This window comes from Prevotella sp. S7-1-8 (assembly GCF_000758925.1).
GTDB lineage: Bacteria > Bacteroidota > Bacteroidia > Bacteroidales > Bacteroidaceae > Prevotella.
This window is the reverse complement of the sequence record NZ_JRNC01000065.1, coordinates 1-17,839: the sequence shown is the minus strand read 5'-3', so window position 1 is coordinate 17,839 and position 17,839 is coordinate 1. Positions and strand designations below refer to the sequence as shown.

12 protein-coding genes are annotated in these 17,839 nt (G+C 49.8%); 9 read left to right on the top strand and 3 right to left on the bottom strand.

From position 1 onward, the window contains the following. Positions 1-26: 26 nt before the first annotated feature. On the top strand, positions 27-506 hold the full coding sequence (locus tag HMPREF1640_RS10060; protein ID WP_036894341.1) for an S-ribosylhomocysteine lyase: 480 nt from the start codon (positions 27-29) through the stop codon (positions 504-506). A gap of 637 nt (positions 507-1,143) precedes the next feature. On the opposite strand, the gene HMPREF1640_RS10050 is transcribed toward HMPREF1640_RS10060, so the two are convergent. Further along, a complete protein-coding gene (locus tag HMPREF1640_RS10050; protein ID WP_052051797.1) occupies positions 1,144-1,851 on the bottom strand; it encodes a porin family protein in 708 nt (235 codons plus the stop codon). 139 nt (positions 1,852-1,990) lie between these two features. Here HMPREF1640_RS10050 and HMPREF1640_RS10045 point away from each other — a divergent pair, with 139 nt between their 5' ends. The 3 genes from HMPREF1640_RS10045 (at position 1,991) to kduI (ending at position 7,070) form a co-directional block, all read left to right on the top strand. Next, a complete protein-coding gene (locus tag HMPREF1640_RS10045; protein WP_036894339.1) occupies positions 1,991-4,468 on the top strand; it encodes a bifunctional UDP-N-acetylmuramoyl-tripeptide:D-alanyl-D-alanine ligase/alanine racemase in 2,478 nt (825 codons plus the stop codon). Positions 4,469-4,687: 219 nt separating this feature from the next. After that, a complete protein-coding gene (locus HMPREF1640_RS10040; protein WP_036894338.1) occupies positions 4,688-6,079 on the top strand; it encodes a PTS galactitol transporter subunit IIC in 1,392 nt (463 codons plus the stop codon). A 22-nt stretch (positions 6,080-6,101) separates the two neighbouring features. After that, positions 6,102-7,070, top strand: a complete 969-nt coding sequence (gene kduI / locus HMPREF1640_RS10035; protein WP_036894337.1) for a 5-dehydro-4-deoxy-D-glucuronate isomerase — start codon at positions 6,102-6,104, stop codon at positions 7,068-7,070. A gap of 360 nt (positions 7,071-7,430) precedes the next feature. Here the strand turns inward: kduI and HMPREF1640_RS10025 are convergent, their stop codons facing one another. Further along, positions 7,431-8,171: a nitroreductase family protein gene (locus HMPREF1640_RS10025; protein WP_036894333.1), complete on the bottom strand. Its 741-nt coding sequence runs from the start codon at positions 8,169-8,171 to the stop codon at positions 7,431-7,433. Between the two features lie 151 nt (positions 8,172-8,322). Between HMPREF1640_RS10025 and HMPREF1640_RS10020 the strand changes: the two genes are divergently transcribed. The 5 genes from HMPREF1640_RS10020 to dnaA all read left to right on the top strand — a co-directional run bounded on the left by HMPREF1640_RS10020 (position 8,323) and on the right by dnaA (position 15,359). Further along, the gene (locus HMPREF1640_RS10020; RefSeq protein ID WP_036894331.1) at positions 8,323-10,896 is read left to right on the top strand and encodes an adenosylcobalamin-dependent ribonucleoside-diphosphate reductase; all 2,574 of its coding nucleotides are present in this window, start codon (positions 8,323-8,325) and stop codon (positions 10,894-10,896) included. Positions 10,897-10,905: 9 nt separating this feature from the next. Further along, positions 10,906-11,304, top strand: coding sequence for a dihydroneopterin aldolase (folB, locus tag HMPREF1640_RS10015; protein WP_036894329.1), 399 nt, complete (start codon positions 10,906-10,908; stop codon positions 11,302-11,304). A 35-nt stretch (positions 11,305-11,339) separates the two neighbouring features. After that, positions 11,340-12,623 (top strand): N-acetylmuramoyl-L-alanine amidase, encoded by a 1,284-nt coding sequence (locus HMPREF1640_RS10010; protein ID WP_036894366.1) that lies wholly within the window; start codon positions 11,340-11,342, stop codon positions 12,621-12,623. Between the two features lie 23 nt (positions 12,624-12,646). Beyond that, entirely contained in the window at positions 12,647-13,570 is a 924-nt protein-coding gene (locus HMPREF1640_RS10005; protein WP_036894328.1) for an MlaD family protein, read from the top strand. Positions 13,571-13,949: 379 nt separating this feature from the next. Next, positions 13,950-15,359, top strand: a complete 1,410-nt coding sequence (dnaA, locus tag HMPREF1640_RS10000) for a chromosomal replication initiator protein DnaA (protein WP_036894326.1) — start codon at positions 13,950-13,952, stop codon at positions 15,357-15,359. A 149-nt stretch (positions 15,360-15,508) separates the two neighbouring features. Here dnaA and HMPREF1640_RS09995 read toward each other — a convergent pair whose 3' ends face one another. Then, positions 15,509-17,587, bottom strand: coding sequence for a TonB-dependent siderophore receptor (locus HMPREF1640_RS09995; RefSeq protein WP_036894324.1), 2,079 nt, complete (start codon positions 17,585-17,587; stop codon positions 15,509-15,511). Positions 17,588-17,839 lie beyond the last annotated feature (252 nt).

Below are 17,839 nucleotides of genomic sequence, written 5' to 3'. Positions count from 1 at the left end.
TATAATAACAACTAAACCATACTATCATGAAAAAAATTCCATCGTTTACGATAAATCACGAGAAACTCTTGCGGGGCATCTATGTTTCGCGCAAGGATGAGGTCGGTGGCGAGGTGGTCACCACTTTTGACATTCGCATGAAAGAACCTAACCGCGAGCCCGTGTTGCACAATGGCGCCATCCATGCCATGGAACATTTGGCCGCAACCTACCTCAGAAACGATCCTGAATGGAAAGAGAGGGTCATCTATTGGGGCCCTATGGGATGCCTGACGGGCAACTATCTGTTGCTTCGCGGCGACTTGGAGTCGCGCGATATTGTAGACCTGATGAGGCGCACGTTTCGTTTCGTGGCCGATTACGAGGGGGATATACCTGGCGCCGGGCCTCGCGATTGCGGTAACTATCTGCTCCATGACCTGCCTATGGCCAAGTGGGAGTCGCGCAAATTCCTCACCGAAGTGCTCGAGAACATCAAGCCCGAGAACCTCGTTTATCCAGAGTGACAGGGCCGGCAGGTATCGCCCCGTTGGTCTGGGTGGCGCCGAATGTGTTAGCTTGTGAGGGCGATGGCGTGCCTTTGCCCTTGCCGTGTGTCGCCGCGCGGTGGTCGCGCGCGCTCTTTCGCAAGCGTTGGCGGACAGTTTCAACGTTTTGAAAAAAAAAGTACAAACGCCCCTTTATTTTAGCCATATTTGAAAATTATAAGTAGATTGCTCCAAATATCGCTAAAATGGGCCGTGTTTCTTAATCGCCTATAAAACAGATTGTTGTGGAGATACGGTAGAAAACGCGCGCGGAGAATACGGCTTCGCCTTCGCGTTTAAGGCCTATTCGCGTTCCGAATAGGCTCTAACCACGCTCCGTTTAAGCCTTGTTCATGTCGCGTTTCGAGCCTATACGCCACGCCATTAGATACCTAACGCATGGTGACGCATGGGCAAATAGTCCGCATTTGGCGCTTGAGGGCTATGGTTCTCCGCTAAAAACATTCTAAAACAAGCGTTTTGCAAGTAACTTTTTTTGGTATTTTTTCTTGAATACGCGGTGTCTTTCGTGGCGTGTCCATGTGTTTGCGTTTGGGGCGGCATGGAGCAAGCGTTGAGCGTTGGCGTGGTCTTGTCCGCTTGGATAGATGGTTGGTTACAAATTCGTCAAGTCGAATTTGTAACCAACGGATACTGTCACGCCCCTGTTTTTGCATTTTTGGTCAAGCGGCCCTTTGTACAGATTGGTTAGCCCGAACGAGTATCGCGCGTCCAACACCACGTTTTGACGCTCGTAAGAGACACCTATCGGAACGCTTATGTCTGTTTTTTCTACAAATTTGTTCTCCGCGTTCATCACGTCCACATTCCTTGCGTAGGTGTAGCTTCCATCCTCGCCAATGGTTACCGATGTCTCCTCAGAGTGCATGGTGTTGCTCAACAAGAAAGCCACTCGCGCGCCAACGTTGATGGCCAAGCCCTTGGCCACGTAGAGATGAGCCATGACAGGCATGCCGAGATAGTTCAAGTGGAAGTAGTTGTTCTTAAAAGCGATGTGCTTACCGGCCGTGGCTCGTGTCAGGTCGGTGTCGTCGTATCGGCAGCCCATGCGCTCATAGTATGCGCCTACGGAGAAAGCCAAAGTCGCGGTGGCTTGGTAGCGCGCGTCAGCTCCGGCCCAAAGGCCCACCTTGGTTTTGCCTTTGCTTAAGTTGCCAGGAAGTCCCAAGCCTATCGATTCGTTTGAGATGTTGGAGAAAATGGTGCCCACTCTTGGCGTGATAGACAGGGTCCTTACTTCGCTTTGGGCGCGCGATGCCACGACCGCGCTGGTGATGGCAAGGGTAAAAAAGAGTTTTTTCATTGTCATTGGATGGGTAAAAAATGCCTTTGTTGTTTTCTAAAAAACGCTGTTCGCCAATTATTATTATCCGATTAGATGTATTTTGTTTGTTGGTGTTTATCTTTTTATTAACTTTGCAGTAGGTTTTCATATAGAGACAATGACATATACCATTGAAAAGACAGCCACCTTGATAGGCGCTCGCCGCTATGGCTGCCATGAGTCAAAAATAGGTTTTCTGCTCACCGACAGTCGGTCGCTCTGCTTTCCGGAGGAGACACTGTTCTTCGCCTTGAAGTCGAGGCGCAACGACGGCCATCGTTACATACCCGAGCTGTATCGCCGGGGCGTGAGAAATTTTGTGGTGACAGACGTTCCGGCCAACTACGCCGCCGATTATCCCGACGCCAATTTCTTGAGGGTGGTGAGCGCGCTCGAAGCGTTGCAACGCTTGGCGGAGCGTCATCGTGACGCGTTTGACATACCCATCGTGGGCATCACGGGGTCCAATGGCAAAACGATGGTGAAAGAATGGCTCCATCAGCTCATGTCGCCCGACATGTATGTCACCCGCAGCCCGCGCAGCTACAACTCGCAGATAGGCGTGCCACTGTCGGTGTGGCTGATGAATGAGCGCACGCGCTTGGGCATCTTTGAGGCAGGCATCAGCCAAAAAGGCGAGATGGCGGCCTTGCGAGACATTATCCAACCCACGATAGCCGTGCTTACGAACATTGGCGCGGCCCATCAGGAAAACTTCGAGTCGATGGAGGCCAAGTGCCGCGAGAAAGCGTTGCTGTTCCACGATGCCGATACCATCGTTTACAACGCTGACGACCGGATGATAAGCGAGGTGGTGGACGAACTTGCCTATGCTGGCGAGAAACTTTGCTGGTCAACGCGCGACAATAGCGTCTCCATGTACGTCAAAAGCATTGCGAAAGAGGGCAACGCCACCACCGTGACCTATATATATAAAGGTGGCGAGCAAAACAAGTACAGCATACCTTTTATCGACGAAGCCTCTGTGACCAACTCCATCGTGTGCGCGGCGGTGGCTTTGCGGCTTGGCCTTGGCGTCGACGCGCTCAAAGAGCGCATGTCGCGGCTCGAGCCCGTGGCCATGCGATTGGAAGTGAAAGAGGGAAGGCACGGTTGCACGCTCATCAACGACTCGTACAACTCGGACATCAACGCCCTTGGCATAGCCCTCGACTTCATGAATCGTCGCCCCGATCATAAGGGCAGGTCGCGCACGCTGATATTGAGCGATATTTTTCAAAGTGGCGAGGAGCCTGAGAAACTGTACGAGAATGTGGGCGACTTGGCCGTGAAGCGCGGCGTGCACAAACTCATAGGCATAGGCCCAACGATATCGAGATACGCCCCGCGCGCTCGCACGCCAGAGAAATACGGTTTTGCCACGGTGGAGGATTTTATCCACAGCAAGGAGTTTAAAAATCTGCGCGACGAGGTGATATTGCTCAAGGGCGCTCGCCAATTTGGCTTCGACAAGATAACAGAACTGCTTGTACAGAAAGTGCATGAGACGGTGTTGGAGGTGAACCTGAACGCCATGGTGGACAACCTGAACCACTATCGGTCGTTCTTGAGACCCGAGACCAAGATGGTTTGCATGATTAAGGCCAACGCTTACGGCGCCGGCAGCGTGGAGATAGCCAAGACGTTGCAAGACCACAGGGTGGACTATTTGGCCGTGGCCGTGGCCGACGAGGGCGCCATGTTGCGCGGCAAGGGCATCACGAACAGCATCATCATCATGAACCCAGAGTTCTCCGCTTTCAAAACCATGTTTGACAACGACTTGGAACCGGAGGTGTACTCCTTCCGATTGCTCTCTGCCCTGGTCAAGGCCGCGGAGAAAGAAGGCATCACGGGCTATCCCGTGCACATCAAGATAGACACCGGCATGAACCGACTGGGCTTCAACCCAGAGCGCGACATGGATGAGTTGATAGACCGCCTGAAACACCAAGACGCCGTGATACCGCGGTCGGTGTTCTCGCATTTTGTCGGTTCGGACAGCAATGACTTTGACAATTTCTCGGCAGAGCAGTTCGCTCGTTTCGACAAGGCGAGCCGACGGCTGCAAGAAGCGTTTGAGCACAAGATACTGCGGCATATGGACAATTCGGCTGGCATAGAGCATTTTCCTGACAGGCAGTTGGACATGTGCCGTCTGGGCATAGGCCTTTATGGCGTGGACAGCCGCACCAACACCATCATCAACAACGTGTCCACGCTCAAGACCACCATCTTGCAGCTGCGGCACGTGCCCGCGAGCCAGACCGTGGGGTATAGCCGCAAGGGCACGCTGGAACGCGACAGCGTTATCGCTGCCATACCCATAGGTTATGCCGACGGGCTGAATAGGCGGTTGGGCAATCGTCGAGGCTACTGCTTGGTGAACGGCCAAAAAGCTGAGTACGTGGGCAATATCTGCATGGACGTGGCTATGGTGGACGTGACCGGCATCGCGTGCGCCGAGGGAGACAGCGTGGAGATATTCGGAGACCACCTGCCCGTGACGGCGCTAAGCGACATTTTGGGCACCATTCCCTACGAGGTGCTCACGGGAATAAGCAATAGGGTGAAGCGCGTTTACTTCCAAGATTAAGGTTTCGAGAAAGTATTTCCCTTGCCATAAAATTATATGGCAACGCGCATTTTCGTTATGGCGGAACAGAGACGGCCTCTTGCGTGGAACGCTGTTCTCGCTTGTTTTTAGGCCTCGAAACATGTACGCATGCAAATAGTTACTTTAAAGGCGCAGATTTACAATTTTATTTTGTAAATTTGCGTTTAGCTTTTAAAATACAATCTATTAAAATAATTTATGGAAAATGTTTTTAGTTATATCATCAGCTTGGGGGCAAGCGTGATGATGCCTATAATCTTCACGATTATCGGATTATGCATTGGCATGAAGTTTGGCAAGGCGTTGAAGTCTGGCCTATATGTAGGTGTCGGCTTTGTCGGCTTGGGTATAGTGACGGCTCTTCTTACGTCAAATTTTGGGGACCCGCTCACGCTTATCTCGCAAATATACCATCTTGAGCTGAACGTGTTTGACATGGGATGGCCCGCGGCCGCGTCGGTGGCCTACAACACGGCTGTTGGCGCGCTGATTATCCCTATATGCTTGGGCGTGAACTTCCTGATGCTCATTACCAAAACCACGCGTACGGTCAACATAGACCTGTGGAACTATTGGCACTTTGCCTTTATTGGCGCCGTGGTGTACTTTGTGTTTGACCAAAGTTTGGCCTGGGGGTATTTCGCGGCTATAGTTTGCTACATCATCACACTGGTGATGGCCGACTTGACGGCTTCCAAGTTCCAAGGCTACTACGAGGGCTTGGATGGCATATCAGTGCCGCAGCCATTCTGCCAAAGTTTTGTTCCTTTCACGCTCTGCATGGACTGGGTGTTGGAAAAAATACCCGGTTTTAACAAATTGGATATTGACGCGGAGGGCCTTAAGAAGAAATTTGGAGTGCTCGGGGAACCGTTGGTGCTTGGAGTTATCGTTGGGGCGCTCATCGGTTTGGTGGCCCAGATGGATGTAAAAAAGGTTCTTTTCTTGGGCGTTACGATGGGGGCGGTGATGGAATTGATACCACGCATCACAAAACTGTTTATCGATGGCTTGATGCCAATATCCGAGAAAACCAAGGAAATAGTTAACAAGCGTTTCCATGGCAAGCAAGTGTTTATCGGCATGAGCCCCGCGCTGGTGATTGGTCATCCAACCTCCTTGGTGTGTACGCTGTTGCTCATCCCTACCTATCTCGCTATCTCGGTGGTTCTGCCGGGTAATCAGTTCTTGCCTTTGGCCTCATTGGCTGGTTTGTTCTATATTTTCCCGATCATGCTGCCTTACACCAAGGGCAATGTTGTGCGCACGTATATCATAGGTTTGGTGGCTCTGCTTGTGGGGTTGTGGTTTGTGACCGACATGGCTCCCGACTTTACCAAGGCTGCCGCCGCGGTATACGCCGCCACTGGTGACCAAGCCGCCCATGTGCCCGAGGGCTTTATGGCCGGTAGCATGGATTTTGCCAGCTCGCTCTTTGGGTATGTTATTTTCGCCGCCGCGAAATATGCTAAATTTGTGGGTGCGGCAATCTTGGTAATCATAGTGGTATGCATGATGCTTTGGAACCGTCGTCTTATCATCAAGGATGAGAGGGCTGCGGCAGAGGCGTTGGCGTCCATGAATAAATAATTAATCACTAATCTGTAAAATAATGAAGAAGACGCTATTTACAATCGCTTTTTGTTTGGTTGCCAGCTACGGCATGGCGCAGTGCTGTTCTAAGGGTTATGAAGTGAAGGCCGAGAACGCGTACACGAACTATAATGTGCGTTGGGCCACTGGTCCGGAGGATGCGAAACACTACACTACGGATCGCTTGCGCAAGGAATACCTCGTTGAGAAAGTCTTTGCGCCGGGTGAGGTGAACTGGACTTATACGTTCTATGACCGTTTCCTCATTGGTGGAGCGCAGCCTATGGCAACGCCACTTAAGTTGGTGTCGATAGAACCGCTCTACGTGGACATTAGCAAAGGAACAAGCGGGCGCACGCTTTTGGATAACCGAGAGCTCGGTATCATTAATATTGGGGGTGATGGTACGGTTACCGTGGACGGAAAACGGTATGACCTTGGTTTCCAAGAGGCCCTGTACATTGGCCGTGGTGCCAAGGACATTGTCGTGGCAAGCAAGAACGTGGCCGAGCCTGCCAAGTTTTATATGAACTCGGCAACCGCGCACACCACTTACCCCACGAAAAAGGTGACGCTGAGAGATGCCAATAATATCAAAGCCGGTAGCTTGAAAGAAAGCAACGATCGCGTGATACACCAACTCATCATTGATGGCGTTGCGGGTGTTCGTACATGCCAGTTGCAAATGGGTGTTACCGAGCTTAAAGAAGGCTCGGTGTGGAACACCATGCCCGCGCACACGCACACCCGTCGTATGGAGGCCTACCTTTATTACAAGGTGCCCAAGGGACAAAAGATCCTTCACGTGATGGGCGAGCCGCAAGAGACGCGCCCGATGTGGATAAATAACGAGCAGGCGGTTATCTCGCCGCAATGGAGCATACATTGCGGAGCCGGAACTTCCAATTATACTTTTATTTGGGGCATGTGCGGCGAGAATCTCGTTTACAAGGACATGCAAGTAGTTGCCATCCCTGACTTGCAATAAAACAAGAAGAGTGTTGCATAAAAATCTCCGCTAACCAAATAAAGAGATGTCCTAACTTCTGATGGCTCATCTGTGGTTTGCCATTCTTGGCGACCGCGATGAGCCGTTTGGATCATGCGCGCCGGATGTGGATGAGAGAGGCCATGATGCCTCGTGGGATGGGCATGAACGAAGCTGTTGGCTCCATGATACAAACCTGTCGTGGTTGAACAATTGGCTGGTGTTGTTAAAAAAAACGTTTATAACGCGGCATTGGCTTGCAAAAAAATCTCCTTGCCGCGCGGCATGAATATGGGGGAGGGGATTTTTTTACAAGCAATGTGGAATTTGGAGATGTTTTTTTTTAGAGACTTTTTCCTTTTAAGGTAAGAAACCTTGGCTCTTAAGGGCGCTTACAAGAGCCTCTGACATGGCTTCATTATTTTTTTTAGTATATCGCATGTCGGTGTAAACCTGCGCCAATGTCTCTTTATGATTGATTGCGACAAAATTTTTATTCTCCTCGAGCGACTCTTTTTCGGCGTAGTAATCATTGATTTTTTCAAGGGAATAGTCTTTGTATCTTTCATGGTGAATGACGCTTTCCAAAGGCAACCGATCTGTTAACGATGGCATTTCGTCAGGCCAACCTAACGTGATTGTGGCCACGGGAAATACTAATTTGGGTAGTTGTAAAGTGTCAATGATCATTTGTGGCATGTAGACCGTAGTGCCAAGAAAACATGTGCCAAGCCCTTTCTCTTCGGCTATGTTGCAGAATGTTTGGCAATATAGCAGGGCGTCGGTGGCAGCGTTCATAAAGCTCAGAAAATTATTGTAACCCGGTTGCGCTTTTCTTTCGTTGGCCCAGCGGGTGGTCCGGTTGAAATCGGCGCAGAAAGTGAGTATTACGGGCGCCGCTTTTACCATGGGCTGGTCGAAGTGGGCAGGTGACAATTTCTCTTTCATCTTGCTGTCCCGGGTTATCACTACGCTGTAAAGTTGGAGATTGCCCATAGTGGGAGTGCGCTCGGAAAGTGTTAACATTTCGTAGAGCAACGTGTCTGGAATTTCCCTTTTAGAATATTTGCGAATGGTTCTGCGCTCTTTTAAGTTTTTCATTTTGGAAAGTTTTGGTTGTTGCAAAGATATAAAAATTATATATAAAGGAAATAATTCCGCGATTTTAATCTTTAAAAGTTATTTTTTTTTCGTTTTTCTTTTGTAGCTTTGCAGTATATATGACGTCGATATAACATTTAGAATATTTTTGATGGAAAATCAAAAGACTTATTCATTCGACGAGGCTTTCGATGCCTCTCTTATGTATTTTGGCGGTGATGAACTCGCCGCGCGTGTATGGGTGAACAAATATGCCATGAAAGATAGTCTTGGCAATATTTTTGAGAAAACGCCCGAGCAAATGCATTGGCGTATTGCCAACGAGATAGCCCGTATAGAAAAGAAGTATAAAAATTCGTTAAGCGCACAAGAAGTGTTCGGCCTGCTGGACCATTTCCGCTATGTTATCCCGGCAGGAAGCCCGATGACAGGTATTGGCAATAATCATCAAGTGGCCTCGCTGAGCAATTGCTTCGTAATTGGGCTTGACGGAGATGCCGACAGCTATGGCGCCATTATGAAAATAGACGAAGAGCAAGTGCAACTCATGAAACGTCGTGGCGGAGTGGGGCATGACCTCAGTCACATACGTCCAAAAGGCAGTCCTGTGAACAATTCCGCGCTTACTTCCACGGGGCTTGTGCCTTTCATGGAACGCTATAGCAATTCCACTCGAGAGGTGGCGCAAGATGGACGCCGTGGCGCTTTGATGTTGTCGGTGAGCGTGAAGCATCCGGATTCGGAGGCGTTCATAGACGCCAAGATGACCGAGGGCAAAGTGACAGGCGCCAATGTAAGCGTTAAAATAGACGATGCGTTTATGGAAGCTGCCGTCAATGACAAACCATACGAGCAGCGATTTCCTGTCAAAGGCAATAAACCGGAGGTAAGAAAGGAAATATCAGCGCGTAAGTTGTGGGAGAAAATAGTGCACAACGCATGGAAAAGCGCGGAGCCGGGGGTGCTGTTTTGGGATACCATCAAGCGTGAGAGCATACCTGATTGTTACGCCGATATGGGTTTCCGCACGGTGAGCACAAACCCTTGTGGTGAGATACCACTGTGCCCTTACGACAGCTGTAGATTGTTAAGTCTAAACCTGTACAGCTATGTTGACAAGCCCTTTACCAAGGAGGCGCGGTTTGATTATGGCAAATTCGCCAAACATGTACAGTTGGCTCAGCGTATCATGGATGATATTGTCGACCTTGAAATGGAAAAAATCGACATGATCATGGCTAAGATAAAAAAGGACCCACAAAGTCAGGAGGTGAAAGCTACCGAGTACCATCTTTGGGAAAAAATACAGCATAAGAGTGGGCTTGGACGCCGTACGGGCCTGGGTGTCACGGCCGAAGGTGACATGCTGGCGGCCATGGGGCTGCGCTATGGCACTCAAGAAGCCACGGATTTCTCGGTGAACGTACACAAAACTTTGGCCCTGAACGCTTACCGTTCGTCTGTGGACATGGCGCGTGAGCGTGGCAAATTTGAGATTTACGATGCCGAAAGAGAAAAAAACAATCCTTTTGTGAACCGCTTGAAAGCTGCGGACCCAAAGCTTTACGAGGACATGACAAAATATGGCAGGCGCAATATCGCGTGCCTAACCATCGCCCCAACGGGCACCACTTCGCTCATGACACAGACCACGAGCGGCATCGAGCCAGTGTTTATGCCTGTCTACAAGCGTCGCCGCAAGGTCAACCCGGGCGATGCCGACGTGCGTGTGGACTTCGTGGACGAGGTGGGCGACTCTTTCGAGGAGTACATAGTTTACCATCAAAAGTTTCTCGCATGGATGGAAGTGAACGGAATTGACACTTCCAAGAAGTATTCACAAGAAGAGATAGACGCCCTCGTGGCGCGCTCGCCGTATCATAAAGCCACCGCCAACGACGTGGATTGGCTTATGAAAGTGCGTATGCAGGGAGCCGTTCAAAAGTGGGTAGACCATAGCATATCGGTCACTGTGAACCTTCCTAACGACGTAGACGAAACATTGGTAAACAATCTTTATGTTGAGGCCTGGCGCTCGGGCTGCAAGGGATGTACCATTTACAGGGATGGAAGTAGGTCTGGAGTGATGATCGCCGCGTCAAAAAAGGACAAGAAAAAAGATGAACATCGAGAGGCACCAGCACCTATTACAGTCCCGGTCCCAAGTCTCCCGCTTGTTCAGGAGGTTCGTCCCAAGGTGTTAGATTGCGACGTTGTGCGCTTCCAAAACAACAAAGACAAATGGGTCGCGTTTGTCGGCCTGCTTGATGGGTATCCTTATGAGATATTCACTGGCTTGCAAGACGATGACGAGGGCATTGTGTTGCCCAAGTCTGTCGTCAAGGGAAAGATTATCAAGCAAACCTGCGAGGATGGCACTCACCGTTACGATTTCCAGTTTGAGAATAAGCGAGGCTACAAGACTACGGTAGAAGGGCTCAGCTCTAAGTTTAACCCGGAGTATTGGAATTACGCCAAATTAATATCCGGCGTGTTGCGGTACCGCATGCCAATAGGCCATGTTATCAAACTCGTTGGCTCTTTGCAACTCAAGGACGAGAGCATTAATACATGGAAGAATGGCGTTGAGCGCGCCCTGAAGAAATATGTCGTGGATGGCACCAACGCACCGGGACAAACGTGCCCGGTATGTGGACAGGAAACACTTGTGTACCAAGAAGGATGCCTCATCTGTACCAATTGTGGCGCAAGCCGTTGTGGATAGAACGTGTATATGCTAAAAGACAGTTATATTTATATTCAAAACCTGCGTTTCCACGCTTATCATGGCGTGGATGCGCAGGAACAATTAACGGGCAATGACTATGTCTTGAACTTGCGTTTGCAAGTTGATTTAGAACGCCCGATGGTCTCCGATGATGTCGCTGACACCGTGAACTATGCGCAAGTTTATGACATGGTGCGGCGCGAAATGGGTATTCCCTCAAAACTTTTGGAACACGTTGCGCGGCGAATTGGCGAGCGCGTTTTCTGTCGTTGGCCAGAAGTGGTCTCGCTTTTGCTGCGTTTAACCAAGCTCAATCCGCCCATGGGGGCCGATTGTGACGGTGCTGGAGTGGAATTATATTTAATAAATGATAAAACCCAAAGACAGGATTGGGTTTTGAAATAGTTTTTCATTACATTTGCAAAATGCTTTTTTTCGCTATGCTCAAGAGGCTGTTTGTTTGTTTGATAACATTGGTGACGTTTGCGCCAATGTGTTTGGGGGCTAATGGCAAGTTCAAACTTGTCATAGACGCTGGGCATGGTGGCAAGGACTGGGGAGCCCCGGGAGCTGTGTCTCATGAAAAAAACCTTACCTTAAAGTATGCCTTGGCTCTTGGCGGCATGATAGAGCGCAACTGTCCGGACGTGCGAGTTTCGTACACACGCAAGACGGATGTGTTCGTGCCTCTTAAGAAAAGGGCGGAGTTTGCCAATAAAAAGGGAGCGGATCTTTTTATATCCGTGCATATCAATGCGGTCACGGGCAATCGCGCGGTCAGCGGTTTTCAAAGTTATACATTGGGTAGAGGGCAGAGAACCGGAGATGGGGGCATACACGAGAACATTGACGTGGCCAAGCGAGAGAATGCGGTTATTTATTTGGAGGATAACTATAAAACGGTCTATAAGGGCTTTGAACCCAATTCCGTGGAAAGTGATATCATGTTTGAGTTTATCGCAGACAAGAATCGTGAGCGCAGCATTGAGTTGTCTCGGCTCATGCAGCGCGAAGTGTGCAAAGCCACGGGCCGTCGCGATGGCGGATCGCATCAAGACAATTTGGCGGTTTTACGGCTAACCTCCATGCCTGCCGTTCTGCTCGAGTTGGGCTTTATCTCCACCCCGGAAGAAGAAAACTTCTTGAATTCTGACGCTGGGCTTGATAGCTATGTCAAGGGTATGTACAATGCGTTCGTTTATTACAAGAACAAGTTTGACGACAATATCAATGTGCCTTACCGTACAGGCAAGGCTGCCGGCAGGGCTAAAACCGTGCCAGTAGATCCACCAGCTCCTGCCAAGCAATCCACAGAGCCACGCCCATCCCAACCCACGCAGCCTGTTGACGCCCCTGCGCTTTCATCCCCCAAAACGTCAGGCGCGCGCCCGAAGACCGCCGGGAGTGGGCAAAAGGTATCTACCCCATCCATTTCGCCATCATCCACAACCCAATCCAAGCCTCTTTTCAAGATCCAGATATTTGCCAGTAAATTTACCTTGAGAGCTGATGACGCCAACTTTAAAGGGCTTAAGGATTGCGAGTTTTACGAAGATGGCGGGTTGAACAAATACACCTATGGCGCAAGTAACAATTATAATGAGATATACCGGTTACGCAAGGACATTCTCGACAAGTTTCCGGAATGTTTTATCATCGCTTTTAAAGATGGCAAGAGAATGAATGTCAATCAGGCCATAGAAGAGTTCAAGGCCAGCCGTTAACAGAACATTGAAAAATATTACGTATGAAATTTTTTACAAACGAGGTCAAGATTGCCACCGTGGCCATAGTTGGTGTGGTATTGTTATTTTTCGGAATCAACTTCATGAAAGGCCATTCCGTCTTCTCAGACAATAACACGTACTATATCCGCTTTTCGGATATTAGTGGTCTTTCAAGCTCCAACCCAATCTATGCCAATGGCTTTAAGGTAGGGTTGGTTGATGGTATCAGTTACGATTACGATGGAGGGCAAGGGGTTATCGTCGCTTTGGATGTAAACAAAAAGCTCAAAATACCCCACGGCTCCAAAGCGGTGATATCGAGTGACCTAATGGGAAATGTGAAGATGAACCTGCTCTTGGCCGATCCAGCCAATGGAATGTGCCAGCCTGGCGACACGCTTTCAGGCTCCTTGGAAGTTGGGTTGCAAGAGGCTGTTGCCCAATTGATGCCAGCCATCAAGCTGCTCATCCCAAAAGCCGATAGCATTTTGACGAGTGTCAACGCACTTATGGCCGACCCTGCTATCGCAAAATCGTTGCACAATGTACAGCGTGTCTCGGCCGAGCTAACTACCACTACGGCAAGCCTAAACAAGTTGATAGCCAATCTCGGCACGCGCGTGCCAGGGCTTATGAACAAAACAGAGATGGCCATTGGCAAGGCCAACGCTACCCTTGACAATACAGCTCGAATAACAGCTGGCTTGGCGGAGATAGACATTGAGGGCACCATGAGCAAGGTAAACAACACACTTGACAACGTACAAGCCATCACCGCCAAGATGAACGGCAAGCATGGCACGTTAGGACTTCTGCTCAGCGACCCAACGCTATACAACAATCTCAATTCCACATTGATGAGCGCGGACTCCTTGGTCACCAACTTCAAGGCCCATCCTAAACGTTATGTGCATTTTTCGATATTTGGAAGAAGGGACAAATAAGAAAGGCTTATCCGGCGACAATATAAAATCAGTCTAAATAGGCGCTCCCTATGTTTCACGCTTTTTGGCGCAATCTGAAGTTGTGCCTATTGACAAGGAGCGCCTTTTGTTTCCGTATGTTTCACGTAATGAAATTGCAACGCGGGCGATTGGGTATATGATATTCATTATCAAAATATTATATTCCTATATGTTGTTTATTTTTAACATTTATGGCTAATCTTGGCTAATCTTCGTAATCTTAGTTAGTTACATCCCGTTAGATACTAAACGGCTTTTTTTTCGATTTGCCAATACGCGAAATCTTTGCTAAATTTGCAGATGCAATAAAGACTAAGAATTGTCTAAACAGACTGCGTGTCTCAATCTAAAGTTGCTAATGAAAGTAAGTCCTGACGCTCGCTGGGACAAAACACTTGCGCTCATCCGCAAGAATGTCACCGAGCAAGTATATAACTCTTGGTTCAAACGAATCGTTTTCGAGCATTTCGACGAAACTCGAAAGATGATCCTTGTACAGGTGCCCAGCCACTATGTGTATGAGTATTTGGAAGAAAACTTTGTGGATTTACTTGGCAAGTCTCTCACCCATTGTTTTGGAAAGGGGGTGGGATTGTCCTATCGGGTCGTTACCGACAAGGAGCATAACCTTTCCCAAGAGCTTGAGGCGGAACCAGCGACGGGGATCGAAAAACCGCGCAATCGCACGGGAGTGAACCAGTCTCCGACCATTCTCGACGCTGCGCGCCCTCAAGAGATAGACTCCCAGCTCAATCCCCATCTCACGTTTTCCAATTATATTGAGGGCGACAGCAACAAGCTGCCGCGATCCGTCGGGCTGTCCATCGCGGAGCATCCCAATACGATGCAGTTCAACCCTATGTTCATCTACGGACCGTCCGGATGTGGCAAGACGCATCTTGTTAACGCGATCGGCCTGCGCGCCAAGCAGCTATATCCGCAAAAACGAGTGCTGTATATCAGCGCGCGATTGTTTCAAGTGCAGTTCTCCAATGCGATGTTGAAAAATAGTATAAACGATTTCATCGCATTTTACCAAACGATAGACATGCTCATCGTGGACGACATACAGGAGTGGATGACAGCGGTGAAGACGCAAGAAACGTTCTTCCACATTTTCAACCACCTCTTTCGCAACGGCAAGCGCATTGTCTTGGCCTCGGATCGTCCGCCCATTGAGCTCAAGACCATGCCCGACAGGCTTCTCACGCGTTTCTCATGCGGCCTGATAGCGGAACTTGAAAAGCCCAACAAACAGCTTTGTGTGGACATTCTCAAGAGCAAGATACGCCGGGACGGACTTAATATCCCGGGCGACGTAATACATTTTATAGCAGAGACAGCCAGTGGAAGTGTGCGCGATTTACAAGGTGTCATCAACTCGTTGATGGCATACTCCATTGTTTATAACAGTGACATCAACATGCGTTTGGCCGAGAGGGTCATCAAGCGCGCGGTCAAATTGGACGACGAGCCGCTTACTGTCGACGACATTGTGGACAAGGTTTGCGTGCACTTCAATGTCACCGCGGCGCAGGTAAACTCTCGCAGCCGCAAGCAAGACTATGTAAGGGCGCGACAAGTCTCCATGTATTTGGCCCAAAAATACACAAAAATGCCAGCCGGTCGAATCGGCAAATTGGTCGGAAACAGAGATCATTCCACCGTCATTCACAGTTGCGCGCAAGTGCAGAGGCGCATGCAGGTGGACAAGGCATTTGGCGCGGATGTAAACGCTATAGAAATTTCTTTTAAGCTCAAGAGATAACAAGCGGGGAAACGCCGGTGGCGTTTCCCTTTTCCTTGTGCGCTTGGCTTGTGTGCGACCAGTTTTTCTTCATTCCATGAAAATGGCCTTGACCGTAATGGTCAAGGCCTCCGATTTTTTTTATTTGTTTTAAAAATGTTTCTGTCTCTTTAGAAGTTTAGCTTGACATTGCCACCTGCCATGATCCAAATGCCCGGTTGTGGCACCGCGCCAATGTCGTAGTATCGATGGTTGGTGATATTGTCAGCCTTGACGAAAAGTTGCCACGTGGGCTCGCTCCATGTTAGCTTGCCGTCCAATTTTGCGTATGGATGGTAGCCGTTCATGCGTTGTTGCCAACGCAACGCCCACGATGCCGACAGTTTTTTCACGATGGGGTGTGACAGCTCGGCCACAAATTTGTGTCGCAGGTACTCCAAGGCGTAGAGAGATTTGTATATCTTCTGCGTGGTTTCGTGGTTTTGGTGTATGAAGGCATAGCCAACTTTCAGAAGTGTCGGCTCGCCTCCCACGTTGTGGATGAGCAGTTGCGACAGGTTGAGGTTGGTCTCCACGTTGAAGCCCATGTTGTCCAATTTGCCGATATTCAACGCATGGTATTTCTTGGATTCTTTCGTCTCGTACACCCAGTCTATCATGTTCTCGCCCTTGCTGTAAAAAGCCGACGCCACGACGTTCAGGCCATTGGCGCGAAATCTTGAGCCAATTTTGACCGTGGAGTTGCGCTCGGGCTTGAGGTTGAGGTCACCTTTTTGCGCCGGGTTGTTGGTGTACAGATCGGTGTAGGTGGGCACTCGCAGCGACTTGTTCCAGCTGGCGTAGAACTTCCAATGGTCGTTGGGCCTGTAGCTCAAGTCCACTCCGGGATAAAACCTGAAGTCGTTGTCCAATCCCGTGTTCTTGTTGGCCATGATGCCGGCCGACAGGGTTAATCCGCCCAATATGATGTTGTGCTCGGCAAAAAGGCTCGTGTTGGTGCGTACGCCCTTGCGTGCGTATGACCGCTCGGTGTCTTTGACGCGTTGCCACTCGCTCTCGGGCAGGTTCTCGCCGTATGCCGTTGAGAGTATCAGTTCCTTGCTGATATCCGCGCCGATGGCCGACCGTCCGGCTGCCCAGTCGAAATTCATGTTGAGCGACGCGCCGTATACGTCCACGCGGTGATAGTTCTCGCCTGCCTTGGCGCCCACCTTGCCTTTTATGAGCTGGAAGTGGTCGTAATCGCGGTGGCCATAAAGGCGAGGCGCAATCTCAAGGCGCGACAGGTATTTGCTGTCTTTTCCGGCAAAAGGCTTTATGCTCATGCCCAGCGAGCCCATCAAGCGGGTCGTCTCCTCATATTGGTTCGGAAACTTGGGCGAGTAGAAAGTGTTGGCGCCATAGTCTTTGGTGACAAATCCTGCCTGCCAATTCAGGTTTATGTTTTTGGCAGACATGAGACCTTGGTAGAAAGCGCGCCCTTTCTTGAAATCAGCGTTGTCGGTGCCTCCATCGCTGCGCGTGTATCCTCCGGAGATCTGGTGGCTCGTGGAGAGAGAGCCTCGCTTGTTGCCCAGTCCTGCCACGGTCAGGCCAGCGTCTGCCCCGAGGCTTCCGAAAGAACCTCCCTCGATCTTGGCTCGAACGTTGCTTCGCGCGTCAGGGGTGGTTACGATGTTGATGGCGCCGCTGAAAGCGGAGACGCCAAACACCTTGGCCGAGGCGCCCTCGAGCACTTCTATGCGCTCTATGTCTGACAACGAGATTGGGAAATCGGCCGCGTTGTGGCCAGTTTGCGGACTTGTTAACGGGACTCCGTTAAGCAGGATGGCGATCTGGTCGAACGTTCCGCCGTTGATAGAGATGTCCGTCTGTACGCCAAATCCACCGCGTTGACGGACATCTACGCCTGTGGATAGTTTGAGAATGTCGTTGAGGGTCTGTGCCTGCGCGCGATGAATGTCGTCGCGCGTGATGACCTTCACGATCTGGGCTGACTGTATGGCAGTCAGCGGCGCTCGCGAGCCTGTAATCAGAACTTCGTCTATGCGCTGCTCTCCAATGTTGGCAGTGTCTGCCTCAACCATCGAGGGTATCTCCAAGCCATTGGCTTTGGCGTGCGAGAGCGTGGCTACGCTCAGCACGCTTATGAGCACCTCTTTGCCCAATGCGGCAAAAAGGCTGTAGCCCTTGCGGTTGAACTGTTTGAAGACGAGCGCGGAGCGCTTGTTAAACATTTGTTTTTTCATAAATCGGTGCAAAATTACTATTTTTTTTAGTTAAATCGTTTTTTTTCATGTTTTTTCTTCGGAGGTTGCTTTCTTTTGTTTTGTATTTTCAACGATGAGCAATGGCTGGATTGTCAACAAAAGGTCATTAAACAGAGGTCGTGTTTTTGGTCAAACGGCAAATGTTTTTTTGCCGTTTGGCCATTTACAGCTGTCAATGGTCGCTTTAAAAGATAAAATAAATCTGGAATTTATATCGCGCGGTGACGATTT

Excerpts from the sequence above, each read along its gene's own strand:
- HMPREF1640_RS10060 (WP_036894341.1), top strand. The coding sequence starts at position 27 with ATGAAAAAAATTCCATCGTTTACGATAAATCACGAGAAACTCTTGCGG.
- HMPREF1640_RS10050 (WP_052051797.1), bottom strand. The coding sequence starts at position 1,851 with ATGAAAAAACTCTTTTTTACCCTTGCCATCACCAGCGCGGTCGTGGCA.
- HMPREF1640_RS10045 (WP_036894339.1), top strand. The coding sequence starts at position 1,991 with ATGACATATACCATTGAAAAGACAGCCACCTTGATAGGCGCTCGCCGC.
- HMPREF1640_RS10040 (WP_036894338.1), top strand. The coding sequence starts at position 4,688 with ATGGAAAATGTTTTTAGTTATATCATCAGCTTGGGGGCAAGCGTGATG.
- kduI (WP_036894337.1), top strand. The coding sequence starts at position 6,102 with ATGAAGAAGACGCTATTTACAATCGCTTTTTGTTTGGTTGCCAGCTAC.
- HMPREF1640_RS10025 (WP_036894333.1), bottom strand. The coding sequence starts at position 8,171 with ATGAAAAACTTAAAAGAGCGCAGAACCATTCGCAAATATTCTAAAAGG.
- HMPREF1640_RS10020 (WP_036894331.1), top strand. The coding sequence starts at position 8,323 with ATGGAAAATCAAAAGACTTATTCATTCGACGAGGCTTTCGATGCCTCT.
- folB (WP_036894329.1), top strand. The coding sequence starts at position 10,906 with ATGCTAAAAGACAGTTATATTTATATTCAAAACCTGCGTTTCCACGCT.
- HMPREF1640_RS10010 (WP_036894366.1), top strand. The coding sequence starts at position 11,340 with ATGCTCAAGAGGCTGTTTGTTTGTTTGATAACATTGGTGACGTTTGCG.
- HMPREF1640_RS10005 (WP_036894328.1), top strand. The coding sequence starts at position 12,647 with ATGAAATTTTTTACAAACGAGGTCAAGATTGCCACCGTGGCCATAGTT.
- dnaA (WP_036894326.1), top strand. The coding sequence starts at position 13,950 with ATGAAAGTAAGTCCTGACGCTCGCTGGGACAAAACACTTGCGCTCATC.
- HMPREF1640_RS09995 (WP_036894324.1), bottom strand. The coding sequence starts at position 17,587 with ATGAAAAAACAAATGTTTAACAAGCGCTCCGCGCTCGTCTTCAAACAG.